This is a genomic window from Rummeliibacillus sp. G93 (assembly GCF_023515935.1).
Classification (GTDB): Bacteria; Bacillota; Bacilli; order Bacillales_A; family Planococcaceae; genus Rummeliibacillus; species Rummeliibacillus stabekisii.
In genome coordinates, this window is the sequence record NZ_CP097314.1 from 1,633,672 (window position 1) to 1,658,753 (window position 25,082).

The 25,082-nt window shown below is 34.4% G+C and carries 26 protein-coding genes; 21 read left to right on the forward strand and 5 right to left on the reverse strand.

Translation table 11 applies throughout. The features are described 5' to 3' along the window. Window positions 1-14: 14 nt before the first annotated feature. Window positions 15-776: an ABC transporter ATP-binding protein gene (locus M2M59_RS08110; RefSeq protein ID WP_249774264.1), complete on the forward strand. Its 762-nt coding sequence runs from the start codon at window positions 15-17 to the stop codon at window positions 774-776. Continuing rightward, complete coding sequence (locus M2M59_RS08115) at window positions 766-2,772, forward strand: FtsX-like permease family protein (protein ID WP_249774265.1); 2,007 nt, start codon at window positions 766-768, stop codon at window positions 2,770-2,772. The genes M2M59_RS08110 and M2M59_RS08115 overlap by 11 nt, the downstream gene beginning before the upstream one ends. A 44-nt stretch (window positions 2,773-2,816) precedes the next feature. Here the strand turns inward: M2M59_RS08115 and M2M59_RS08120 are convergent, their stop codons facing one another. After that, on the reverse strand, window positions 2,817-3,659 hold the full coding sequence (locus M2M59_RS08120) for an aldo/keto reductase (RefSeq protein ID WP_305882074.1): 843 nt from the start codon (window positions 3,657-3,659) through the stop codon (window positions 2,817-2,819). A 153-nt stretch (window positions 3,660-3,812) separates the two neighbouring features. Between M2M59_RS08120 and M2M59_RS08125 the strand changes: the two genes are divergently transcribed. The 4 genes from M2M59_RS08125 to M2M59_RS08140 all read left to right on the forward strand — a co-directional run bounded on the left by M2M59_RS08125 (window position 3,813) and on the right by M2M59_RS08140 (window position 5,918). Continuing rightward, the gene (locus M2M59_RS08125) at window positions 3,813-4,307 is read left to right on the forward strand and encodes a hypothetical protein (protein ID WP_249774266.1); all 495 of its coding nucleotides are present in this window, start codon (window positions 3,813-3,815) and stop codon (window positions 4,305-4,307) included. 96 nt (window positions 4,308-4,403) lie between these two features. After that, the gene (gene lepB, locus M2M59_RS08130; RefSeq protein WP_256467854.1) at window positions 4,404-4,925 is read left to right on the forward strand and encodes a signal peptidase I; all 522 of its coding nucleotides are present in this window, start codon (window positions 4,404-4,406) and stop codon (window positions 4,923-4,925) included. Between the two features lie 163 nt (window positions 4,926-5,088). Continuing rightward, on the forward strand, window positions 5,089-5,499 hold the full coding sequence (locus M2M59_RS08135; protein ID WP_147195040.1) for a GNAT family N-acetyltransferase: 411 nt from the start codon (window positions 5,089-5,091) through the stop codon (window positions 5,497-5,499). A gap of 32 nt (window positions 5,500-5,531) precedes the next feature. After that, window positions 5,532-5,918: a hypothetical protein gene (locus M2M59_RS08140; RefSeq protein ID WP_147193447.1), complete on the forward strand. Its 387-nt coding sequence runs from the start codon at window positions 5,532-5,534 to the stop codon at window positions 5,916-5,918. 60 nt (window positions 5,919-5,978) lie between these two features. Here M2M59_RS08140 and M2M59_RS08145 read toward each other — a convergent pair whose 3' ends face one another. Beyond that, window positions 5,979-6,521 (reverse strand): recombinase family protein, encoded by a 543-nt coding sequence (locus M2M59_RS08145; RefSeq protein WP_066787203.1) that lies wholly within the window; start codon window positions 6,519-6,521, stop codon window positions 5,979-5,981. Window positions 6,522-6,704: 183 nt separating this feature from the next. Here M2M59_RS08145 and M2M59_RS08150 point away from each other — a divergent pair, with 183 nt between their 5' ends. The 4 genes from M2M59_RS08150 (at window position 6,705) to M2M59_RS08165 (ending at window position 10,031) form a co-directional block, all read left to right on the forward strand. Further along, complete coding sequence (locus M2M59_RS08150; protein ID WP_249774267.1) at window positions 6,705-8,153, forward strand: SulP family inorganic anion transporter; 1,449 nt, start codon at window positions 6,705-6,707, stop codon at window positions 8,151-8,153. Between the two features lie 101 nt (window positions 8,154-8,254). Then, window positions 8,255-8,758: a YusW family protein gene (locus M2M59_RS08155; RefSeq protein ID WP_184117482.1), complete on the forward strand. Its 504-nt coding sequence runs from the start codon at window positions 8,255-8,257 to the stop codon at window positions 8,756-8,758. 268 nt (window positions 8,759-9,026) lie between these two features. Continuing rightward, a complete protein-coding gene (locus M2M59_RS08160; RefSeq protein ID WP_249774268.1) occupies window positions 9,027-9,413 on the forward strand; it encodes a DUF2975 domain-containing protein in 387 nt (128 codons plus the stop codon). 84 nt (window positions 9,414-9,497) lie between these two features. Next, window positions 9,498-10,031 carry a hypothetical protein gene (locus M2M59_RS08165; RefSeq protein WP_249774269.1) on the forward strand — a complete coding sequence of 178 codons (534 nt, stop codon included), beginning with the start codon at window positions 9,498-9,500 and terminating at the stop codon, window positions 10,029-10,031. A 63-nt stretch (window positions 10,032-10,094) separates the two neighbouring features. Here M2M59_RS08165 and M2M59_RS08170 read toward each other — a convergent pair whose 3' ends face one another. Beyond that, on the reverse strand, window positions 10,095-10,976 hold the full coding sequence (locus M2M59_RS08170) for an AraC family transcriptional regulator (RefSeq protein WP_371923777.1): 882 nt from the start codon (window positions 10,974-10,976) through the stop codon (window positions 10,095-10,097). A gap of 111 nt (window positions 10,977-11,087) precedes the next feature. On the opposite strand from M2M59_RS08170, the gene M2M59_RS08175 reads away from it, so the two are divergent. The 5 genes from M2M59_RS08175 to M2M59_RS08195 all read left to right on the forward strand — a co-directional run bounded on the left by M2M59_RS08175 (window position 11,088) and on the right by M2M59_RS08195 (window position 15,357). Next, window positions 11,088-12,014, forward strand: coding sequence for an EamA family transporter (locus M2M59_RS08175; RefSeq protein WP_249774271.1), 927 nt, complete (start codon window positions 11,088-11,090; stop codon window positions 12,012-12,014). 33 nt (window positions 12,015-12,047) lie between these two features. After that, window positions 12,048-12,470 carry a FosM family fosfomycin resistance protein gene (gene fosM, locus M2M59_RS08180; protein WP_249774272.1) on the forward strand — a complete coding sequence of 141 codons (423 nt, stop codon included), beginning with the start codon at window positions 12,048-12,050 and terminating at the stop codon, window positions 12,468-12,470. Window positions 12,471-12,710: 240 nt separating this feature from the next. Beyond that, window positions 12,711-13,133 carry a MarR family winged helix-turn-helix transcriptional regulator gene (locus tag M2M59_RS08185; RefSeq protein WP_249774273.1) on the forward strand — a complete coding sequence of 141 codons (423 nt, stop codon included), beginning with the start codon at window positions 12,711-12,713 and terminating at the stop codon, window positions 13,131-13,133. 165 nt (window positions 13,134-13,298) lie between these two features. Continuing rightward, entirely contained in the window at window positions 13,299-14,324 is a 1,026-nt protein-coding gene (locus tag M2M59_RS08190) for an NADH:flavin oxidoreductase/NADH oxidase (RefSeq protein WP_249774274.1), read from the forward strand. Between the two features lie 412 nt (window positions 14,325-14,736). Continuing rightward, on the forward strand, window positions 14,737-15,357 hold the full coding sequence (locus M2M59_RS08195; protein ID WP_249774275.1) for a hypothetical protein: 621 nt from the start codon (window positions 14,737-14,739) through the stop codon (window positions 15,355-15,357). A gap of 270 nt (window positions 15,358-15,627) precedes the next feature. Here M2M59_RS08195 and M2M59_RS08200 read toward each other — a convergent pair whose 3' ends face one another. Continuing rightward, window positions 15,628-16,614 carry an ABC transporter substrate-binding protein gene (locus tag M2M59_RS08200; RefSeq protein ID WP_249774276.1) on the reverse strand — a complete coding sequence of 329 codons (987 nt, stop codon included), beginning with the start codon at window positions 16,612-16,614 and terminating at the stop codon, window positions 15,628-15,630. Between the two features lie 174 nt (window positions 16,615-16,788). On the opposite strand from M2M59_RS08200, the gene M2M59_RS08205 reads away from it, so the two are divergent. From M2M59_RS08205 to M2M59_RS08220, 4 genes are read left to right on the forward strand one after another with little or no spacing between them, the layout of a single operon-like run. After that, a complete protein-coding gene (locus tag M2M59_RS08205) occupies window positions 16,789-17,793 on the forward strand; it encodes a FecCD family ABC transporter permease (RefSeq protein ID WP_147193435.1) in 1,005 nt (334 codons plus the stop codon). Then, entirely contained in the window at window positions 17,790-18,845 is a 1,056-nt protein-coding gene (locus M2M59_RS08210; protein WP_249774277.1) for a FecCD family ABC transporter permease, read from the forward strand. The genes M2M59_RS08205 and M2M59_RS08210 overlap by 4 nt, the downstream gene beginning before the upstream one ends. A 16-nt stretch (window positions 18,846-18,861) precedes the next feature. Continuing rightward, entirely contained in the window at window positions 18,862-19,695 is an 834-nt protein-coding gene (locus M2M59_RS08215; RefSeq protein WP_249774278.1) for an ABC transporter ATP-binding protein, read from the forward strand. Next, on the forward strand, window positions 19,676-20,440 hold the full coding sequence (locus M2M59_RS08220; protein WP_249774279.1) for an IucA/IucC family C-terminal-domain containing protein: 765 nt from the start codon (window positions 19,676-19,678) through the stop codon (window positions 20,438-20,440). Before M2M59_RS08215 ends, M2M59_RS08220 begins: the two co-directional genes overlap by 20 nt. 436 nt (window positions 20,441-20,876) lie before the next feature. Here M2M59_RS08220 and M2M59_RS08225 read toward each other — a convergent pair whose 3' ends face one another. Continuing rightward, window positions 20,877-21,734 carry a manganese catalase family protein gene (locus M2M59_RS08225; protein WP_147193432.1) on the reverse strand — a complete coding sequence of 286 codons (858 nt, stop codon included), beginning with the start codon at window positions 21,732-21,734 and terminating at the stop codon, window positions 20,877-20,879. Between the two features lie 700 nt (window positions 21,735-22,434). On the opposite strand from M2M59_RS08225, the gene M2M59_RS08230 reads away from it, so the two are divergent. Further along, window positions 22,435-23,307: a YitT family protein gene (locus M2M59_RS08230; protein ID WP_147193431.1), complete on the forward strand. Its 873-nt coding sequence runs from the start codon at window positions 22,435-22,437 to the stop codon at window positions 23,305-23,307. 1,074 nt (window positions 23,308-24,381) lie between these two features. Next, entirely contained in the window at window positions 24,382-24,996 is a 615-nt protein-coding gene (locus M2M59_RS08235) for an ankyrin repeat domain-containing protein (RefSeq protein ID WP_371859436.1), read from the forward strand. Window positions 24,997-25,082 lie beyond the last annotated feature (86 nt).

Consider the following 25,082-nt stretch of genomic DNA (forward strand, 5'->3'; position numbering starts at 1 on the left):
CAGGAGGAGATAATATGGAAATATTAAAAGGACGTAAAATCAAAAAGATATATGGAAAAAAACAGTCTGCACAAGAAGTATTAAAGGGGATTGACTTAGATGTAGAAGCAGGGGAATATGTTGGGATCATGGGGCCATCAGGTTCTGGGAAAACAACGCTTTTAAACGTACTCTGTTCAATTGATAATCCTACCCAGGGGACAATAGAGATCAATGGGCAAATGCTACAAAAAATGAAATCAAAACAACTTGCTTCATTTCGGCGTACTGAGATGGGTTTTATCTTTCAAGATTACAACCTTCTAGATACGCTAACAGTTAAGGAAAATATCTTACTTCCACTCGCGGTTGGTAAAACAAATGAAAAAGAAGCAGAAAACCGGTGCCAAAAATTAGCTAAGCAATTGGGGATTGTAGATTTATTAAAGAAATACCCAAATGAATTATCAGGCGGCCAAAAACAACGTACAGCAGCAGCTCGTGCGCTAATTATTAAACCGAGTATTGTATTCGCAGATGAGCCCACAGGCGCACTTGATTCAAAAGCTGCTTCGTCTCTATTAGAGAACTTAGCATCTTTAAATAAAACAAATGGTGCAACTATTATGATGGTCACTCATGATCCCGTCGCTGCAAGTTACTGCAGTCGCGTTCTTTTCTTAAAAGATGGACAGATTTATACACAATTATATAAAGGCGACAAAAAACGCACGCAATTTTTCCAAGACATCATGCATACGCAAGGTGTTCTAGGCGGTGATGGCTATGAAGATTAGTACATTAATTCTTCGCAGCATGCGAAAGAACATTAAACACTACTATCTCTATTTTTTCGCATTGATTTTCAGTGCAGCCCTTTATTTTTCATTTGTGACATTGCAGCATAATGATGCGATTGATCAATTAACTCGGTCAAGCATAAAGGCAGGAGCCGGCTTTAAAGTAGGCGCTGTTATGCTTGTGATTATTGTCTTTTTCTTCGTCTTCTATGCGAATCAGTTATTTTTAAAAAGACGAAGTAAGGAAATTGGATTATACCAAATTGTTGGAATGCCAAAGTCAACAATCTCTTATATTCTTGCACTTGAAAACTTATTGCTTTGGGTGGCTGCCTTAGTAGCAGGCATTCTAATCGGGTTCCTATTTTCACGTTTCTTTGCGCTAATTTTCTTGAAGATTATACATGTTGATGGATTAGTTATGCTAGATTTTTCATTCATAGCACTAGTCCAAACACTGATTGTTTTTGCTGGATTATTTATTATTGTATTGATTCAAACAACATGGGTTGTAAATCGTTCAACGTTGTTACAGTTATTCCATACAACAAGTAACAGTGAGCAAAAAATGAAAAAGATGAATCCAATTCAACTCATTTTAGGTGCAGTAGGCCTAGCAGCTATTGTGTATGGGTACTATTTATCAACTACAATTTTTAATATAAATGAGAGTGCAAACGAAAACACATTATTTATCAAAATGGGAGTCGTATTGGCTAGTGTCATTATTGGTACTTATTTCGTCTTCCGTTTTTCTATTGCTTTAATTATGAATGCCATTCGCAGCTCTAAAAATGGACATCTCTCATTAAAAGATGTCCTGGCCGTATCGCCCATTATGCATAGAATGAAAAGTAATGCATTGTCATTATCAATTATTACGGTTTTGACGGCACTCGCGCTTACAGTTCTTTCTCTATCGTCCATTACCTACTATTCAATAGGGGCACAAATAGAGCAATATACTCCCTATGATATGAGTGTTGCTAATGATCAAGATAGTGCTTTTGAAAAATCACTACAAGCAAAAGAAATAAATTATAAAACAGATCATTATGAATTATTAAATGTCCCTATCGATTTCACACCAGTGATGAAAAATGAAGAAGCAAAACAAGCGAGCAAAGGTAATCAGTACTCTGATACAATTGTTCTAAAAGAAAGTGATGTAAAGAAAAAATTACCTTCTATTAGCTTAAATAAAAACGAAGCTTATATACTGGGTTACAACTCCATATTCCAAAAAATAATGCCATTAGAAATCGGTAACCAAATGAAATTAAGAGTAAATAATTCGATTAAACATTTGAAGTTAATAGGGGTTGAAGCAAAGAATAGTGTTCCTTCAGAAATAACATATGGCGGAAAAAAAACAATTGTACTGTCAGATCAGTTGTTTAATCAAATTAAGACTAACAAACAAATTCTTAAACAAACAGGCTGGCGTACCTATACTGGCTACACGATTACTAATAGTGAGCAGATGGATAAAGCCATTTCAATTTATAAAAAGTCAACAAAAGGTGGTATTTTCACATCACATAGTAAAGGGGATTTTGCTCCGGAAGAACAATTTTCCATCAAGAGCGAAACATACAAGCATTCTCTAGAAAACATTGGATTACTTATTTTTGTGACTGGCTTTTTAGGACTAGCTTTCTTACTTGCAACTGGCAGCATCCTCTACTTTAAACAGATGACAGAAGCTGAAGAAGAGCGGGAATCCTTTAAAACTCTTCGTAAAATTGGTTTTACGACAGACGAAATCATGAAAGGAATACGCCGCAAGCAACTCTTTAGTTTTGGCATCCCGCTAGTTGTTGGTGTTTGCCATAGCTACTTTGCAGTAAAATCAGGCTGGATGTTATTTGGAACAGAATTAGTAATCCCACTAGTTGTAACGATTGGCATCTATATTGTTCTTTACTCTATCTTCGCTATCCTTTCAACAAAATACTATCGTAAAATTGTCAACGACAGTTTACCTCAATAAAAAAACAAAAGGCAAAAGCTCTAAGAGCTTTTGCCTTTTTATGATTAATTATTGAAGTTATATTCGTCAGGATTCGGACCGAAATGGAATCCTTCGTTCAATGAAGAAATTTTGTCGATTTCATCTTGTGTTAATTCAAAATCAAATAACTCCAGATTTTCACGGATTCTAGATGGTGTCATTGATTTGGGAATCGTAATGACATCATTTTCTAAGTCCCACTTTAATACAATTTGAGCTGTTGATTTATTATATTTTTTTGCGATATCAACAAGAACTTCATGGTTTAAAATTTCGCCATTCATAAGAGGAGACCAAGCTTCAACTTGAATACCGTGTTTTTTGCAGTATTCTCGTACTTCAACTTGTGTTAATTTTGGTTGGAATTCGATTTGATTTACTGCAGGGACTACTGATGTTTTTGAAAGCAATGTTTCCAGGTGATGAACGTGGAAATTGCTGACGCCAATATTTTTGACTCTTTTATTATTATAAAGTTCTTCAAGCGCCTTATACACTTCTACATAATTTTCATCTAGGCCTGGCCAGTGAATAATATAAAGATCTAAATAATCTAGACCTAGTTTGCGAAGGCTTTCTTCATAAGCTGCGATTGTTTCATCATATGTAAGCCCGTCATTCCATACTTTTGAGGTTACGAATAATTCCTCACGCGTAACAAGTCCTTCATCGATTGCTTTTTTAATACCTAAACCAACACTCTCTTCATTTTGATAGATGTGCGCTGTATCAATGTGGCGGTAACCTTCTTTGATAGCTACTACAACCATATCTGAAAGTTCATTGCTATCTTTTACACGAAATGTACCGTAGCCTACTGCAGGCATTTCATTGCCATTATTTAATGTAACTGTTTGTTTTACCATATTATTCACTCCTTCTTTTACCATTAACTATTTTATCTTAATTGTAATGATTTTACCAAATTTTCATCTTATCAGGTTTAGAATCATACATAATAATTGTATAATTGTCCAATCTAACCATAACTTTTATAAAAAGAAGCGGGGAGATTTAGCATGAAACACCATACAACTTTTCAAGGAAGAAGCCTTTTGTTGTTGCAACTCGTCAATTTAAGTGGGTTTGGACTATTTGTAGTTTCTGCTTCTTATGTATGGTTTATGTTCTCAAGCATTCCATTGAAAGTACCTATTGATTTTGGGGTAAGAGGAGAGTCTATAGAACTCGGCTCGCGCGTTTTCTTGCTTTTCCTTCCATTGTTAATTGGCATTCTGGCTGTGGGACTATATTGGTTAGAAAAATCCCCAAGCTATCATAAGAACCCGCACATCCAGCTTACTAGCGATCAGCAAAGAGAAACGAAACAAATGGTGTGCCTTTTAGTTTTTATTAGAACAATGCTATTTCTCTTTCAATCGGTTTATATCTGGCAATCTATACAAATGGCAATAGGAAATGATTCAAATTTAGAGGGAATGCTGTGGGTTTTTGTCATTCTCATGATTGCTATTCCGACCATTATGTCTTTATCAGGTATTAGGAGAGCTTGAGACATCTCTCCTTTTATAGCATTGCGTAAGGAAGGGAGTATAGATAATAATAGAATTAACCACAACCATATTCTTAATAGAAATTAGGCGATTTTAGTGAAAAAATATGCTGCATTAATAGAGGACTTTAAATATTTTATTTTTACTCTTGTAGTAATGATTCTTTTGGTGATGCTCTTTCGGACTTTTTTTACGCCCGAGGTCGTCGTAGGAGATAGTATGGAAAACAGTTTACATGAAGGGGATTACCTGCTTTCCAGCAAAGTTTCCTACGAATTTCATGCCCCAGAATATAATGATATTGTCAGTTTTGATGCTGACATTGTAGCGGGCCATGACTTATATATAAAACGTGTCATTGGTTTGCCGGGAGACCATATTCAAATTAGAGGAAAAACACTCTATCGCAATGGAAAAATGGTTAAAGAGCCATACATAAAAGAAACAATGGATAGTCCATCAATTGATATCGTGATTCCAAAACGTAAAGTCTTTGTTATGGGAGATAATCGCAATCATTCTATGGATTCTAGAGACTTTGGGCCGATCGATTATAGGAAAGAGATCAGAGGAAAAGTATTGCTTCGTTTTAAACCATTTAATCAGTCTTGGCACTAAAGAAGTTTTATAAAAGTTTTCGAATAATGGAAGGGGTTTGCTGTTCCTTTATCGAACTTTATAGTGTGAACTAAAATGTGGGGGTCGCTATATTGTTATTATACTTTTGATTAATCATCTGCTTCTATGATGTTGAAAAATACAATTCAGGAGTTGAATGATGATGATTTATACAAATTCTCTAGATAACATTTCTTCAGATATGCTACAAGGCTTTTTCGTGGATTGGCCAAACCCGCCAAGTCCGATAACACATCTACAATTACTAAAAAACAGCAATAAAGTGGTACTTGCACTTGATAAAGAGAAAAATAAGGTAGTAGGTTTTATAACGGCGATTAGCGATGGTGTGTTGTCCGCGTATATTCCACTTCTAGAAGTGTTGCCTGAGTATAAAAGTAAAGGTATCGGCAAAGATTTGGTAAAGCGTATGTTGCATGAATTAGAAGATATCTATATGGTGGATTTATGTTGTGATGATGATTTAGTAGCTTATTATGAACAGCTCGACATGAAACAAACCAATGGTATGATAGTAAGAAATTACGCGATGCAAGCTGGAAATGTAAACTAAGCTATTAATTTAGTTTCAGGGGGGAATTAGCGATGAGCTATAAAACACTCATCGTACTTCTTGTTGCAGTATCTATTTTCGTGACAGCGTGCGGAAGCAAAGTTAAGGAAACACAGACTGTGAGTGCACCGCCTACAGCAGCGGAAGTATTAAAAGAAGATAATAATGCCGATCTGTTAATGGTCCATGATACTCTTTATCAAACAAATATTGATTGGGTTAATCAATTGGAAGTAACCAAAGATAAAGAAATTGGCAAAGTGGAAAGTAAATATGGCTCTGGCCAAACCTTTAAGAATAAGATGGCTAACAATATTCCAGTAGGAACTAAGATATACTCAACGAAAGAAAGAAATGATGTTTTAATCGTTGAAATTAACGGAATAGAAAAGAAGTACTATGCTTTAACAGAAGGATAATATAAAACACCAGTGGATTCCCGAAATATTTGGGGAGTCGCTGGTGTTTTTAAATTATATTTAACGTTCAAGATACCTATATAAGGTTGATTTGCTGATACCTGTTTCATTTTTTATTTCTGTAAGACTATGTTGCTTACTTTGATACATTTGGATGGCGCGCTTCACATTTTCATCCGGTTTTTTAGGGCGTCCAGCTGATACTCCTTTTTGTTTTGCTCTATCTAAACCCTTTCTTGTTCTTTCACTAATGACGTCACTTTGAAAATCAAGTAAATGTTTAACAATCTCCTCAAATGAATAGCCGCCTTCGCTACTTGTATCGATACCCTCGTGAATCGAATAGAAGAAAGCACCTTTAGCATGGGCAATCTCTAATAGTTCAACTAAATGGCGCGTCGAATCTGCTAAGATAAACAATCTGTTTACAAGTATTTTATCTCCAGATTGAATGTTTTCCATCATCTTTTGCAAATGTATCCTTTTCTTTGCAGACGAATGTTCTTCTTGAATCAACTGATCACATTGAAAGCTTTGAAGTGTTTGGATTTGTTTTTCACAGTTTTGATCCTCAATATAAGGCCTCATATATCCTATTAACATATTGGCTCTCCTATATAAAAGTCGTTTTTTCTATTATAACATACTATAAATCATCAAAAAATAGTTCCAAAATGGTTCTATTTTGGGAAGTAAGGTGTTATACTTCATTTTGTTGTCTGAAAAAGTTAAAAAGCTTCAAGCTATATAACTCTTAAACAGATATTATCGAAATGAGGTGAATATATGTTAGAAAGCATCCAGAAACAATGGTTTTCTAATGTAAGAGCGGATATTCTTGCAGGTATTGTGGTAGCTTTAGCTTTAATTCCTGAAGCACTTGCTTTTTCAATCATTGCTGGCGTTGACCCAATGGTGGGGTTGTATGCTTCTTTCAGCATCGCAGTTATTATTTCTTTTGTCGGAGGAAGACCAGCAATGATTTCTGCTGCTACTGGTTCTATGGCTTTGTTGATGGGCCCATTAGTAAAAGAGCACGGACTTAACTATTTGTTGGCAGCCACCATATTAACAGGGGTTATCCAAGTACTATTTGGCATATTTAAAATAGCAAAGCTGATGAAATTCATTCCTCGTGCTGTCATGATTGGTTTTGTTAACTCGCTTGCCCTCTTAATTTTCATGGCTCAAGTGCCGAACTTTATTCATGTCCCTAATATGACATATGTCTTTATAGGTATCACATTGTTAATTGTCTATATAGTACCTAGATTTTTCAAGGCAATTCCTGCACCCTTAATTGCTATAGTTATCTTAACAGCGATAGCGATGAATACACATATGGATCTACGTACAGTTGGTGATCTAGGTGAAATTACTAAATCATTACCTAATTTCTTTATTCCTGATGTTCCTTTTTCGTTTGAAACATTGAAAATTATTTTCCCTTATTCATTCGCCTTAGCGATCGTTGGTTTATTAGAGTCTTTACTAACAGCATCCATTATAGATGATATGACTAAGACCGAAAGCAATAAGAATAAAGAAGCGAGAGGTCAAGGTATTGCCAACATTGTAAATGGCTTTTTTGGCGGTATGGCAGGATGTGCAATGATCGGCCAATCGGTCATAAATGTAAGCTCTGGTGGGAGAAGCAGATTGTCAACATTCGTAGCAGGCATTTTCCTTATGTTCTTGATTGTTGTTCTTGGCGATTTGGTTGTTCAAATTCCGATGTCTGTTTTAGCAGGCATTATGATTATCGTTTCAATAGGAACATTTGATTGGTCGTCCTTTTCATATATAAGAAAAGCTCCTAAGATGGATGCGATTGTAATGCTTGTCACGGTTATTATTGTGATTGCCACCCATGACCTATCAAAAGGTGTTTTAGCAGGCGTCATTTTAAGTGCATTATTTTTCGTAGCTAAGATATCTCGTTTGCAAGTAAAAGAACAACAAGTGAATGAAGAAATTATTTGTATAGTCAAAGGGCAACTATTCTTTGCTTCATCAGACCGTTTCATTGATTCTTTTCATTACAATGTGGAGCATAAAGAAGTGATAATAGATTTTTCCAATGCTCAAATATGGGATGATTCAGCGGTATTGGCCATTGACAAAGTAATTCAGAAGTTTCATGTTAATGGTAATACAGTAACACTTAGAGGGTTATCTTCATCCAGTCAGAAAATGATGGACCGGTTTGCTATACACAACAATTTAAAGGTATAAAATGAACAAACCTTGTTTATTTATAAAGAATGGTAGTTATATGTTTATTCATCCCTTTATCTGCAAATACTATTGCTAATACTATAAAGGAGATGAAGAACATGTCTAAATGGTCTGCTATTCTTGCGATTCCTCTTTTAGCCGCTTCGCTAATGGGCTGCGGCGATAAAGATAAAGCATCAAATGTACACAAGAATGCACCAGTCTCTAACAGCGGTGAAAACGAACCTGTCACAACTGCGCCACCAAATAGCAACGATACTACCAATAAAAAAGTCAACGGTGCTCCTTTTAGCTTCTCCGAATTTGATTTAGAAGTAGATTATGGAGCTAATCAATTTTACAATATTGAATATGAAAATGAACGTGACGGGGCAGAAGTAAAAGTAGAAAATAATCGTAAAAATCAATTGTTAGAAGGTAACGCGGCGTACGAACATGTGCAAAAACTCTTTAAAAAATTAACATTCGATTCAAAAACCCCAGACCAAGAGGTATTAAATGAAGTTATCTCTGTCTTCCATTTAGGTTCAGATTACAAGAAAATTGAATTAGAAATTAAATTTGAGGATAATGTAGAAAGACATTATACTTTCACGAAATAAAACACGCGGGCCTTTTCTTAAGGGCCTGCGTGTTTTTCTGTAAAGGCATCAAAATATGAATCCTTTATTCGTTTCTAAAAGCACAATTATAAATTAATAGTGAAAAAGAATATATTTTTATTGAAAAACGATAAATAAATTAGTATGATAGCTGTAATAACAAAATTTGGAGGTCTTTATGAAAAGGGAATCGTTAATTTTTTTGAGGTTTTCTATTATTGTGATTGGCCTATTCCTCTTAATATGCTGCGTTTTTTGGTTACCGAGCATGGCCAGTCAAGCTGCAGAAGCTAACCCAACATATGCTTACTTGGCATTACCTCTTCTAATAGGCATTTATATCACTGCAATACCTTTTTATATCGCTTTATATCAAGCTTATCGATTACTAAATTTTATTCAGGAGGAAACCGCTTTTTCAAAGGTAGCTGTCGAGGCATTAGGATGTATAAAGAAGAGTGCGTTAACGATTATTTCAATGTATACAATCGGTGTGCTCATCCTTCTCCAACAAAATGCTCTTCACCCAGGCCTCGCACTTATTGCGGCTGCTATCATTTTTGTTACTGTTGTTATTACTTTGTTCGCAGCAGTCCTACAAGAAACATTAGAAAGAGCTCTTCACATAAAAGCAGAAAATGATCTGACTGTCTGAGAAAACCGAATGCCGATCTATGGCCTTTTAAGCCTGCCACAAACAATTATCCAACTGATAAGTTGATTAAAGGGGAGTAGTATTATGACGTCTATATTAATGGTTGGATGTATCGGAGTTTTACTCATCATTTATTTTAGAAAGACATTCATTGAACATCTTGGTAAAAAAAATAATCTTGTACATAAGTTAAAAAACGCAAACTGGTTCCAAAACCATTGGCTCTCTGGCCTATTTTTATTTTGTATGAATGCTGTTTTGTTCTTCTCAACTGGCTTAATTCTTTACCTATTGATTTTCTTTCCCATCCCTTATCTTCACATACTTTTAATGTTTGCTGCTGTATTGACTAGCATTCTTCTATGGATAGCTATAAATAAAGCTTGGCAAGGATCAAAACGAAATCGTATAAAAATGAGCGTAGTTGGGAGCAGTTTTTACTTTTTCCTTTTAATACTATTCATCTATTGGTTTGTTACCATCAAGCCTTCTTATCAAGGGGAAGACATATTTATGAAGGGTTTTGGATTATTGTTCGGCATGGTTGTATCATTCGTTGCATGTATTACCTGTTTTGTTTTTACGGCAAGCAACCAAAATATTAAGAAAAAAGCCTAGCATAGTGGATATGATAGGTCTTTTTCTTTTGCTTATTTTGAGAGAGTCCCCGAAATAGATGCTTCAATCCTCCATAAAGTATTTTTTATATGCTAACGGTGTCATGTTCATTGATCTTTTAAATTTTTCAATAAAATAGCTGGTACTATTAAAACCGACTTCATAAGCAACTTCTGTCACACTAGTCTCTTCTTGCAGTAAAAGGAGAAGGCTTTTTTGAATTCGATAATCAATTACATAATTTAATGGTGTCGTTTTTAAAGTTCGCTTGAAGTACCTACAGCATTCAGAGCGGCTCAATTGACCGGCTTTAGCAATATCCTCTAATTTGATTTTCTCAGTATAATGAACTTGGATCCAACTTAACATTTGTTTCATTCGTTGACTTTTTAACTTTTCTGTCTGAATATATTCTGGTTGAAAACCATTACAGATTAGGTTTTTCCAAATCACCGTTAGTTGCATGTTTATATCCATTTCAAAGAACTGCACTTTTTGTTCCATCAACTCTTTGATTTTAAGAATGGCTTCTACTATGTTTTTACCCCATTGCGTATTCGTATCAACAGGGATGTAAGATAAGTTAGTTGCTTGAATAAAAGGAAGAACATAAGTCGTATAGAGTTCTTGTGGGAGGACGAAATGAGGTGATACATTTAAACAAATATAGACACAGTCTGTTTTTTTCCTATCTTCTGCCATATGCAAACAGCCACTATTTATATATACACCTTCTCCTTCTCGTACTATTAATTTCTCTTCGTTTATTTGAAAAGTTGCTTCACCGATAAGAACCAACACAAATTGAATTTCCTCATGCCAATGGAGCGGTATATGACCATGAATGTTTTGGTTTATCTTTGTCTCATAACATGCAATTGGTAATTCAACAGTACGATGTTGGGTGAGTTCTTTTAAACTTTTATTTACTTCAAAATTGTTCACCTGCACATCATCACCTCAATATATTTATATTTTTTCATTCTTTTTATGTATTATTATAATTATTTTCCCCTTATTATAACACTATTATTATATTAGAGGTGGAGTATGAACATGCATAGAACTACTAGAAGAAAAGGATTGTTACTCGTAATTATGGGGGCTATATTTTGGGGTGTGGGAGGTACAGTTGCACAGAAACTATTTCACCAAAGTAAAATTGATGTAAATTGGCTCGTTACGACACGATTGCTCATATCCGGATTCTTGCTTTTAAGCATACAGTTTTTTGGAAAAAGCCGTTCCCAAGTTTTTGGCATCTGGAAAAATAAAAGAACAGCTGTTCAACTCATTATATTTGGATTACTAGGTATGCTTTCGGTCCAATATACATATATGGCATCGATTAAATATGGGAATGCTGCCGTTGCAACACTATTACAATACTTAGCACCTGTGATGATTATTATTTATTTGGTTTTACGTAAGAAGGCTGTATTTACAAGACAAGATGTGTTAACTGTTTTTCTTGCATTAGGGGGTTGCTTTTTCTTATTAACGAATGGTTCAATCTCAAGTCTATCTGTACCAATACCCGCAATTGTCTGGGGTGTCTTGTCTGGATTAGCTCTTGCATTTTACACATTATATGCAGTTCCTCTTCTAGCACAATTCGAATCTCTTGTCATTGTTGGTTGGGCGATGGTTATTGGTGGGTTTACATTAAGTTTTATCCACCCTCCTTGGCAAATGGACTTTAATAGCTTAACAGTGGAATCTTATATATATTTAGTTTTTGTAATAATTTTTGGTACAATGATGGCATTCTGGTTTTATATAGAAAGTTTGCAAAGTCTTTCACCTAAAGAAACAAGCCTCTTAGGGAGTTTGGAACCGTTAGCGGCCGTATTAACAACAGTTTTTTGGTTAAAAGAATCTTTTGGTTTTTTTCAATGGGTCGGCACTGCCTGTATTATTACGATGATATTATCGGTGGCTTTGAATAAAGATTCTTCTTCGCATACTAAGCAATCATCATAACAGTGTATATACTAATAAATAGGGGTGACTATATTGTTTATTAAAGGATTAAATCATTTTTTATTTTCTGTGTCTAATTTGGAACAATCTATAGCATTTTATCAGGATGTCTGTGAAGCGAAACTATTGGTTAAAGGAAGAAGTACTGCTTACTTTGATTTAAATGGCATGTGGCTTGCTCTAAATGAGGAACAGAATATTCCTCGTAATGAAATAAATCAATCATACACTCATATAGCTTTTTCCGTAGAAGAAGCGGAAATCGATGATATCTATAGTAAATTAGAGAAATTAGGAGTAAACATACTTTCGGGTCGTCCTAGAGACGAAAAGGATAAAAAATCTATATATTTTACAGATCCAGATGGCCATAAGTTCGAATTTCATACTGGTACACTGCAGAACAGATTAGATTATTACAAAGAAAAGAAACCTCATATGGAATTTTTCAATTGAGTATAGGTAACATTAATAGAAGCTATTGATAAGAAAGAAGTAAATAGAATCCGCATTATAAATTTGATCAACATTATTCTTAATTTCATACACCTAATGTCAAGTTGACTATCTATGCGAATACATAGTAGAATTTTATGTTAAAGAAATTATTATGTAACTTGTTTTTTTGAGATATATTAGTTTATGCATAAATTTTAATCGGAAAGCCATAATATAATGCTGAATAGGTGGAATAGAATGAAGAATAATAATGATTTTATGGAGCACTGGTTGGTCATAGATTCTATACAAAGTAAATTAAAGAAAGAATTAGAGGATGTCCTACAAATAGAGTATAACTTGTCATTAAAAGCATTCTACGTACTCTACCACCTTTCTAAAGCGCCAGAAAAAAAGCTCAGATTACAACAACTACAAGAGATGGTAGGATTGAGTCAAAGTGCAATGTCTAGGCTTGTAGGCAATATGGAAGCGAATAGCTGCGGGGCATTAGAAAAACAAGTTTGTACGGATGATCGTAGGGGTACTTATACACGTCTAACTAATCTAGGAGAACAAAAACTTCAAGGAAGTTTAGCCTCTTTCCATAAAATACTAAAATCGAATCTTTCAACTGTTAATGTTGAAGCTGTAATGAAACAGTTAACAGAGGGGTTATAAGAAAATAAAATGAAGTCAAAGTACTACATTTTAGATGAAGTACTTTGACTTGACATGAAGTATTGTTTAGCATTAAATTAAATGCATGCGTCATGCATTTAATTTTCGAATGAATCTTTTTCGTTTAATTAAATCGATTAAATTTAAAGAAAAAGGAGTTTTCAAATGGAACATTTATTTAGTCCTTATAAGTTCAAAGGCTTAGAGTTAAAGAACCGTGTTGTCATGCCTCCTATGTGTCAATATTCCGTTGAAAAGAAAGACGGCATTGCTACAGATTGGCATTATATACACTATGTATCTCGAGCAATTGGGGGAACAAGTTTTATTATTATAGAAATGACAGATGTAGAACCTGATGGACGAATTACTGACTTTGACTTAGGTTTATGGTCAGATGAACAAATTGCTCCATTAGCACGCATTGTAGAAGCTTGCCATCAACATGGAGCCAAAGTAGGTATCCAGATTGCTCACGCTGGACGTAAAGCAGAAGATGCTGAAGTACCGGTTTCTGCTTCTGCAATTCCATTCGATGAAAATTCTAAGACACCAAGAGCCCTTTCAACTGATGAAGTAAAAGAAATGGTCGAAAAATTCCGTAAGGCTGTAGAACGTGCAGTAAAAGCCGGCGTTGATGCTATTGAAATTCACGGTGCTCATGGCTATTTAATTCATCAATTCCATTCTCCTTTAACAAATAAGAGAGAGGACGAATATGGAAAAGATCTGACTAAGTTTGGTCGGGAAGTTATTGAAGCAGCTAAAAAAGAGATACCTGAAAATATGCCATTAATTATGCGAATATCTGCAAGTGAATATGTGGATGGGGGATACGGCATTAATGAAAGTATTCAATTTGCGAAAGAATACCAAAAAGCAGGCGTAGACATCTTCCATATCTCTTCAGGTGGAGAAGGGCCAATTGGTGCAGGGGGTCGACCTGGTACTCAGGCAGCTTATCAAGTACCGCTAGCTCGTAAAATCAAGGAAGCTCTGAATGTTCCAGTTATTGCAGTGGGAAGATTAGATGATCCTATTCTAGCCAATGCTGTAATTGGGAACGAAGAAGCTGATCTTGTTGCTGTTGGTCGTGGTATGTTGCGTAATCCATATTGGGCATTAGATGCAGCAGCAAAGCTTAAAAAGGAAATAAATGAACCCAAACAATATGAACGTGGTTTTAGATAAATGCCTTAATATCTTCAGATAGCGTGCTTTACTAAGGTAATACGTTAATTTTATAAGTTAAAAGATGATGTCTGCAATTTGGGACATCATCTTTTTATATTATAAACTTATATATTTTATATTAGAGATTTTATGAAAAGAGTAAGAATAATATAAATACTGATAGAAAGGAAAATTAAATAGTTGAACTTCGCTAAAACATTAGGATAAAAAAGATATATATCCCACTGTACAAGTTGAAAAAAGAATAGAATAATATATACATACCCGACAACGGATGTATATGCTGTATCACCGCAAACCCTATTTGAAATAGCAATATGTTAAATTTATTCTACAGAAAGTACATGACGACGTTACAAGGAGGGCTAAAAAAGAATGTATTGAAATTGATGTAAACAGGTTTAATGCAATGCTGATAGCCGTTTTAGAAAAACTACCAAGCGAATATTCGATTTATCTGAAACAAATAATGGAAGGAATCTTGCAAGATATAGTTCCTGTAATTGGAGATTCGGATTATTCTTTTGGCGTTTCATATAAAAGGGAAGTTATAAGAAAATATGAAAAAAAAGATGAGAAAGATTTTTCTATTACTGGTATAAAAATATTTAATGAAAAAACAAGCAATGAAACCCAACTTGAGATTTTTTTTAGCTCGGGAGTAATTGCTGGTGTTTCATCCGATAATGAATTAATTCTATCTGATTTAAATCTAAATAAAATTAATATTGATTTTATTAAAGTGAAAGAAAAGGAAATGGATGAAAATGTAAAAGAAATTATGCTATCTTTAGGGATTAAAAAATTTAATCCGAGTGATGTATTTGAAGTAAAAGTAAAAGGCCGTAGAATGTTACATTTAAGAGATTTATCTGATGGAGATTTCTTAGCTAGTGAAGATGGAAATTACTATCTAATCAGTGTTTCCCTTAGAGAGGTATTAGAGATTTCATCTTCACATTACGACACAATTAGGATGAATTTATTTGATCTTTCCGAGTATGATATTTATTCATTTATTAAAGACTAAAATTTACAAATAAATTTTAGAACAGTATCTTTAGCAAAGGATAAATGTTTTTTAAAAATATTAAGCTAAATGATTAATGCATCGTGAAATTTACAAACGAAAATATCTACAGGTTGCCTTCATCTGATATCTAGGGGAGTTATAGTAAAGTTTATACCTGTATTACCTATATTTAAGGTGAATATGCTAGTCTAAATAATCTACTTTTACCCATAAAGAAACCCGGATAGAAAATACTCTATTTTCCAACCGGGTCTTATTTTAATAATGTTATTTTGAGAAAATCTTATCAATTTGGTCTAGCATTAAATTCGCAGCTAGTACGCCACCTGCTGTATTCCAAATAGAATCATCGACTCTATATGCATGACCTTTTTTAACTGCTGATAGATTTTTCCATAGTGGATCATTTGTCCAATCTTTTTCAGTTGCTAATGCTGTATCATCACCAGTTGGAAGGTATGTAAAATAGAATATTAGATCACCATCCATTTTAGGAATAGCTTCTTTTCCTACTTCAATAGCAAGGTTACCTAGCTTACTGTCAGCTTTAAACATTTTGTCTTGTTCAGGAACTCGTTTAAATCCAAGCTCATTAAAAATGACACCAGAGAATGAGTCAGTATAGTAAATTCGAGATTTATCAGCCAAAAAGCGAACAACTGATACTTGTTGGTTTGTTTTATCTCCAAGTTTAGCTTTTAAAGCTTTTACTTTATCGTCGTATTTTTGCAAAACGTCTTTTCCCTTAGATTCTTTATTTAAGGCTTTAGCATACAGTTCAAAGTTTTCTTTCCAATCACCGCGTAATGTTTCTGAGAAAACAGTTGGGGCGATTTTACTTAGTTTTTCATAATCCTTTTCTTGTCTCATTTTATTACCAATGATCAAGTCGGGTCTTAAGGAAGCAATTTTTTCAATATTGATTGCGCCCTCCTCGCCAACTACTTCAACATTATCCATTTTATCTTTAATATGATCATACCAAGGGTCTCCTGCCCATGATTTTACTGCTCCTACTGGTTTTACACCCATTGCTAGTAAAGCTTCTGTTCCTTCATTTGTTAATACAACAATACGTTTTGGCATCCCTTTAACTTCTGTTGATCCCATTGCATGTTTAACCGAATATGAAACTATTTTTTCTTTTGAAGCATTTTGGTCTTTATTTTTTTCTTTTGTATTTCCACAAGCAGCTAGTGTAAATACAGCAATGATTGCTAACAGTGCAATCAATTTGCGAAATGTACTTGGCATCTCTTTTCTTCCTCCAATGTATGTGATAAAATTAAAAATGAAATTCGATAATGATAATCATTATCACTTGTATTGTAATAATCATATGGCACGATATTTTCGTTGTCAATAACTATTTAGGAAATTATTTCATATGCTTTGAATATTAAATTTAGGAAAGAGATTTAACTACATATGATATTTAATAATACTATTTCGAAAACATTAGCTTTATTGATTAGCGTTATCATCCTGATACTATGTATCGGAATTAGCATTGTATATGGTTACGCAGATACCTCTATTGAAACCGCATTACATGCTTTTACTCAATTTGACCACTCAAATGAGCATATTATTATTAGAAATTTACGTGTTCCTAGAGCATTAATCGCTGCAAGCGTTGGAGCTTCTTTAGCTATAACAGGCGTTCTTATGCAAACGCTAACAAAAAATCCGCTAGCCTCGCCTGGTATTTTAGGTATCAATGCAGGTGCGGGATTTGCAGTCGTTTTCTCTATGGTTTTCTTTAAAATTTCTGGTTTACAGTCATTTGCTTGGATTGCCTTTTTAGGAGCTACTATTGCTGCAATTGCAGTTTTAGGAATAAGTTCTTCCGGAAGGGACGCAATGACTCCTATTAAAATCACTTTAGCTGGTGCCGCTATGAGTGCATTATTTTCATCTTTCACTCAGGGCTTACTAGCAACCAACGAGGCAGAACTTGACCAAGTATTATTTTGGCTTGCAGGTTCCGTGCAAGGAAGAAAATTAGAGATATTAACCTCTGTTTTTCCATACCTAGCTTTAGGTTGGATTGCTGCTTTATTCATTTCTCCTAAAATGAATGTACTTGCACTAGGCGACGATATAGCAAAAGGATTGGGATTGAATCTAGGTTTTATCAAAGTAATTGTTGGTATAATCGTTATTCTACTTGCTGGAGGCTCTGTTGCAGTTGCTGGTCCAATCGGTTTTATCGGAATTGTCATTCCACATATTGCTAGAAAGTGTATTGGTAATGACCATAAGTGGCTAATACCTATGGCAGCGTTATTAGGGAGTATTTTGTTATTAATAGCAGATGTGGCTGCCCGTTATATAATCATGCCTCAAGAGGTACCTGTCGGAGTCATGACAGCATTTATTGGAACACCATTCTTTATTTACATTGCAAGAAAGGGGTTCAAAAAAGCATGAATCACTTCAAAACAATTAGACTCCTTAAAGATCGACTATCTTTTCTGCTTGATATAAAAGCATATAAGAAAATCATACTTTTAGTATTCCTAACGATAGCGATATTCATTTTTAGCGCTTCAGTTGGGGATTCCTATATTAATCCATTGAACGTGTTACAAATCATATTTGGTGGAGGTAATGATTTTGACCAGTTAGTCGTTATAGATTTTAGATTACCCCGAATCTTTATCGCTACTTTTGCAGGAATGGCTTTAGCAGTAGCTGGTGCGATATTACAAGGAATGATAAAAAATCCACTAGCGTCTCCAGATATTATTGGGATTTCGGCTGGTGGTGGAGCTGCTGTTGTTGCCTTTTTAGCTATTTTCAGTGATTCGAACCATTCATTAACGGTAAGTATTCAATGGCTTCCTGTTGCAGGATTTATCGGCGCTACTAGTATTGGATTTTTAGTATATATTTTCGCTTGGAAAGATGGTATTACACCAATTAGACTCGTTTTAATCGGTATTGGTGTATCTGCATTTATGCAGGCGATGACGACGATGCTAATGTTGCTTGGACCAATCTATAAAGCAACTGAAGCGAATATGTGGATTACAGGGAGCGTTAGTGGAGCTAACTGGGATCAAGTAAAAATGCTTATTCCTTGGACAATTCTTTTGTTGCTTATTACTTTCTTTATAACGAGACATTTAAATGTTCAAGAATTCGGAGATGACACTGCATCTAGCCTTGGACACTCCGTTCAAAAAATGCGTTTCTTACTTTTATTGTTGAGTACTGCCTTAGTTGCAGGGGCCATTGCTTTTGCTGGAGCTATTGGCTTTGTTGGATTAATGGCACCGCATATTGCACGACGACTAGTAGGTTCATCTTTTGGTGTTTTAATTCCTACTGCCGCTACAATTGGTGCACTTCTAGTAATGATTGCAGATGTTATAGGTCGTACTGCCTTCAGTCCACTTGAAGTACCAGCAGGCGTTTTCACCGCCGCTATTGGTGCGCCTTACTTTATTTATTTATTATTTAGAAACCCCAAAAAATAAAGGAGTCCGAGAAAATATGACAGAAACAATTGAAGCAAAATCTCTAACGCTTAGCTACGGAAATTCTATTATTATAAATAATCTTGACTTATCAATTCCAGTAGGCGAAGTGACAATTTTAATTGGTTCTAATGGTTGTGGTAAATCGACACTTCTACGTTCCATCGCTAGACTATTAAAACCAAGTGAAGGCTCCATATTATTAGATGGGAAAAACGTCTTCAAACTTACAAATAAACAAGTTGCTAAAGAACTTTCTATTCTACCACAGTCCCCGGTTGCACCAGAAGGACTGACCGTTTTACAGCTTGTTAAGCAGGGGAGATACCCTCATCAAAGTTGGCATAGTCAATGGTCACAAGAAGATGAAGAAATCGTTATGAATGCTTTAATATCTACGGGAGTTGAACATTTGAAGGATAAACCTATCGAAGAATTATCTGGCGGTCAAAGGCAACGCGCTTGGATTGCTATGACACTAGCTCAAAATACGGATATTATTTTATTAGACGAGCCAACTACTTACTTAGATTTAACTCATCAAATAGAAATATTAGATTTATTATATAAACTAAATAAACAACAAAAGCGAACAATTATCATGGTGTTACATGATATTAATCTAGCCTGCAGATATGCGGATTATATTATTACCGTTCGTAATCAAACAGTATATAAAAAAGGGAAACCTGAAGATATTATTACAAAGTCACTCGTGAAAAATGTCTTTGATTTAGAGAGTGAAATCATCCATGATCCAATTTTTGGAACACCCATGTGTATTCCATACGGAAAAGGACGAAGCATTTTAAAAGGGGAAGCGGTATTAAATGGAGTCGCATCTTACTGAGCAGGAGAAACAAAAATTACGAGAATTTCGATTTACTTCAACAAAGAGCCGATCAGAGCTTTCGATTGAGTTAGCGCAATTAATGGACAGTGATATGCTCTCTATTTATTTGGAGAAACTATCGAATTTGATGGTAGCACCAAATCTCCAAACAACAGCATCTATTTTTATAAAGAGATACGCATTTTTAGCTGTTATCTTTCTTTATTCAATGACTGTTTATAATAAAAAGCTTGATATTTCATTTCAAAATATTTCTTTAGAGAGTATTGAAAATCAGGAACAATGGCTTCCCAAGATTTATTTTAACCACACAACAACTTTTGCTTCAACTGAAGATAGAGATGAATGGAGAAAAGAATGCATCAAGGAACTCTTTGCAGAACATTTATTTCTTATAGTGAACCATCTAAAAAAAGAAACTAAAGTCTCTAAAGATATTCTCTGGGAGAATATTGTGATTTATATTTATTGGCTTTATGAGACTCTTTCGACTCATGACAACTTAGAAATCAGAATTCGTGCTAAGGAAGATATCCATTACCTTATTCATGAAGCACCTGAAAATGTTTTAGGTATTTCTAACTCAAATGTTTTTGAAAAGTTCGGTTACGATTTTGTTAATGACAATGTCAACATCAGACAAAGAAAAACATGTTGTTTATCCTATAGGTTAAAGAACGGAAGCAGGAGCTGTAACACATGTCCACTTAGTGGTACTAAGGGTAGAGTAGATAAAAAATAAAGCGACTCTCCACTAAATAGGAGAACGCTTTATTTTTTAATGCAATTTTTTGATTACAGATTGAAATTAGGAGCTATATTTGTTTTTGTTTATAGTCTAATTATACCGATATAAGGATGACCGAGATAACGATGGGATGGTAGGGAATAGTTATCTAGAAATTGATGGTTCATTAAATACATTTTCATGTTCCATGGCGCAGCATATTAACAAGATATTTTTATTAAAGCTATTGAGCTTAAGCAACACTCAAAGGGAATCTTTTTCATTCTCTCTTCAACTAACAATTGAAGAATCCTCTTAAGGTATTTTTCAACAAATTACCATTATGGAACCACTCTTAATGTAATTTTGATTGTTATTTGTCATTAAAAGTCAACTTCTCAATAATAAAAAGCTGTACCGTTGTCACAGGCTACAGCAGAAAATAGGTGAATTAATTATTCATATCATTGAGACCTGGGCTATGCTCATTTGGCATTTCTGGCAAAACCGGCACAGGGAATCCTTCTGGTGGAGGAGTTACATTTAATTCTCCGCCATTTCTACTTGGAGATTGCCCTTGAAAGATTTCACCGATACGTGTCGGGTCTAATCTGAAATTAAATTGAGCATTATGATAGCCCATTTCAACATACTTTCTACATTCAGGATATTTGTTGATATCATAGTTCGGAACAGGGAATAGTTTACCCCAATCTACACCTAAAGTTTCTAATGCTTTGGCAAATGCATTTTGGTGAGCATTGTCACGAACTATTAGGAATGCAAGTGTTTCTCTAAAAGTCTGATTAGAACTCATTTCATAAATACGTGTCTTTTGAAGGACACCAGTTGATTCAAGAACTAAATTGTCCAATAAATCTGCAATAAGGTTTCCATGTGCATACACCCATGAGCCATTCCACGGATTACCTGAAGCATCGACAGGTAAAGATGATTGAGCTGCCATAATATAATGGTGTGGATTTGCATGTCTAACAGCATCATCTAATGGTGCTTGATCCAAACCATTGTTGCCCGGTGCAGAAGATTCCCCAGAATCATTAAGTAATTGATTAATTGTATTCTGAACAAGTTCTACGTGAGCTATTTCTTCTAAGAAAACGCCACGAAGTAAATCACGATATTGTGTTTCCTTGCCTCTAAAATTAGAGCTTTGGAAAAAGTATTGCATCATGGTTCTCATTTCACCATAATGACCACCTAATATTTCTTGCATGACCCGTGCTGCTTGTGGATCTGGTTTGCCGGGTTTAATAATATTAATTAATTCATTTTTGTAATAATACATTTACATTCCTCGATTCGGATTAATAGGTTTTAAAATAATCTACATGTAATTTCTTCAATTATTTTTAACATCTTCGTCATATACACTATTAGAAAAAGTTTGAAAGCCAGAAATCATGCCGTAGCTTGTAGTTAAACCAGTCCAAACACTAAATACTTCATCTTAATGCATTTTTGGATTTCCGCTAAGTAATCTCTTACATTCTACACGTCCTTTTCTTGTTTTTTGCCATTTTTTAAACAAGGATAGTATAAGTGGATTTTTAAAAATAATTCATAGAATAAATCAAGGATTTTTACAAATTAACTCATTCGATTAGCGAATTTGAGTATAAATATACTAAAACTAAACGGTACTTGTTTCTGTATAGGAAACTGCATGTAGAACTGCTCCAGAGCCAAAACGCGAGTGTATGCAATCCATAGTATCTCCTAACAATCTTCGTTTAAATTTGTTTGTCTCGAATAAGTCTAGTTGCAAGGATCATTCAAATTCAAACTTTGACGGATTGAAACTGATATGACGTTCTGGTAAATCATATAAGAAGATATTCACTAAACAGCTACTTAAAATCCTTTGAAGGAATTTTACTAGAAGGGAAACAATATTGCTTAAGATCCCTACTTTGAGTTTGAGGAATGGCTACAATGCAGAGAATAAAATGTGTTATACTTTAAAAAAGACTAGAAGTGAGGAATTTATGGAGAAAAGCAAAAAACAAAAGACCAATAAACTAAAAATAATTATTCGAGGATTATTAGTCATTTTAGGGGGATTTATAGCTGCCTATGGACTAGAAACAGTATTAATTCCAAATCATGTATCCGATGGAGGGGTGACTGGGCTAAGCATTGTGGGTTCTGAACTTTTTGGACTACCATTGGGAGCTCTCATTGCCATCATAAATATCCCTTTTATTTGGTTGGGTTATAAACAAATCGGAAAAACTTTTGCCCTATTTTCAATTATCGGCATTGTTTCATTATCGTTTGGCACCATCTTATTTCACCATACGCCGGCAATTATTCAAGGGGATACTTTGTTGATTACGGTTGTTGGTGGTATTATTCTTGGTTTTGGGATGGGACTAGCCTTACGTAATGGCGGTGCATTAGATGGAATTGACATGCTTGCCGTACTTCTATCGCGAAAATTACCATTTGGGACAAGTGATTTCATTCTCTTCTTAAACGTGTTTGTATTTATAGTTGTTTCAACCGTATTTGGTTTACAAGGAGCAATTCTTTCGGCAATTGCATACTTTATAGCTTCTAAAGTAGTTCACATTGTGGAGGAAGGTTTGAGTGGTTCTAAAACCTTTAAAATTATCACAAGTCAACCTGAATTAATGGTAGAAACTATACGCGATCGCTTAGGTAGAAGTGCAACGTTTAACGAGGTTTATGGCGGGTTTTCCCACGAAAAGTTTAAAGAAATCAGCTGTGTCATTAATCGCTTAGAAGAAACCAAACTAAAGGAAATTATAAATGAAATTGACCCAAAATCTTTTGTTACTGTTTATGAGGTATCAGAAGTAAAGGGCGGTAATTTTAGAAAGAATGATATTCATTAGATAAAAGTTTTGTCAATATAACACTTATACTGTAAAGAGCAATCTTTGAATAAGAACTTCCATAATTATCGCGATAACATTACTTCACAAAGAAAGAACCCATTTGAGTCAACTTTTTTTCACAAAATGGGTTCTTTTAATGTAATACAGGTTACAAGGTATTTTTAAGATAACATTATTTTAAAGCTAGAAAAAGACAAAATTCACTTTCAACATCAAGTGAATTTTGTCTTTTTATATAATCATTTTCTTGATATGCCTTATGCGATAGTTTCTCCTTTTAAACAGCCACACGAAGAACTTGCTGTCCTTTTACAAAGTAGTGATCTGCTTCGAGTCACAAGATTACCACAATCACACTTACACAAAGGGTTTTTATCTTCATATTCAGCCAAGATGGTAAGATGGCCAAATATTTGTTGTAATTCTGAAGAGGCACCGAAATAGAAGAGATTATACAACGATGATAAAGTATAGAAATGGATTGAGATTATTCGGTATAACAGAGGCAGAAGATATGACTTATGAGTTCTTTAAACAGCTCCAGAGATCTTTCTTCTAGTTTGGATAATATCCCTTAAAGGAAAGTTCCACTTTCTATATGAAAAATATAAGTAAAATTAATTTTTTTAATATTTTTCATATACTACCTATTAAGATATCATTATTTTAAATCAAACTTATCGCAACTTATAAAACCCTTAAAGAGAAAAGGGTTGGTATGCCGGCTAGCTATTGTGGTCAAGGGATTATTTCAATTATCGATAGCATAAGTATCTATTTTAATGCAACGAACATTTTTTGTGGTAGGCATTAGCTCTCTTATACAAGGATGCCTTGTTCTTTGGAAAGAGTAGAATAAATGAATTATATATTTAACTTACGCGTTTTCCGATATAAGTCGCTAGATATAAAAAATTTTGGTCATCATGTAAAAAGAGCAGGGTAACAATAAAATTAGAATTGAGAGGAATATTTATGTGGAAGTGGATGATAGCGTTTATAGGTTGTATTCTCTTGCTTCAAGGTTGTATTTCAAATATTAGTGGCGAACCAAAAAAACAAGAAAAGGAGATGAGAATCGTGCACAAAGGATTAAATGAGCAGTTGCTTCAAGCAGCGGAACATGGAGAGGTAGATACTGTAAGCAAACTCATCAAGAAAGGGGCGAATATCAACGCACAAGACTCAAAAGATAGGACTGCTACTATGATTTCGACCTATAACAATGATGTAGAAACCGCAAAAGTTCTCATCAAAGCTGGAGCAGATGTGAATATTAGGGATGATATGAAAAACAACCCTTTCCTGTATGCTGGTGCAGAAGGATATATAGATATTTTAAAACTTACAATTGAAGCAGGGGCCGATCCGACTATTACAAATCGGTATGGAGGAACTGCTTTAATCCCTGCTTCAGAACATGGATATATAGATGTAATAAAAGAAATACTCACCCATACGGATATTGATGTAAATCATGTCAATAATCTTGGATGGACGGCTTTATTAGAAGCGATTATTTTGAATGATGGGGACGAAAAGCAGCAACAAACGGTTCAATTGCTGATAGAACATGGAGCAGATGTGAACATTCCAGACACCAAAAAGGTGACACCTTTACAACATGCACGTAAAAAAGGCTATTTAGAGATTGAAAAAATTTTATTAAAAGCAGGGGCAAAATAACTAGGTCTATATTGTATTAAATCCCATTCGGTACAAGAGAAACATACTACTATAAATAATAGACAAAAATGTAATTCCCGCTTTAT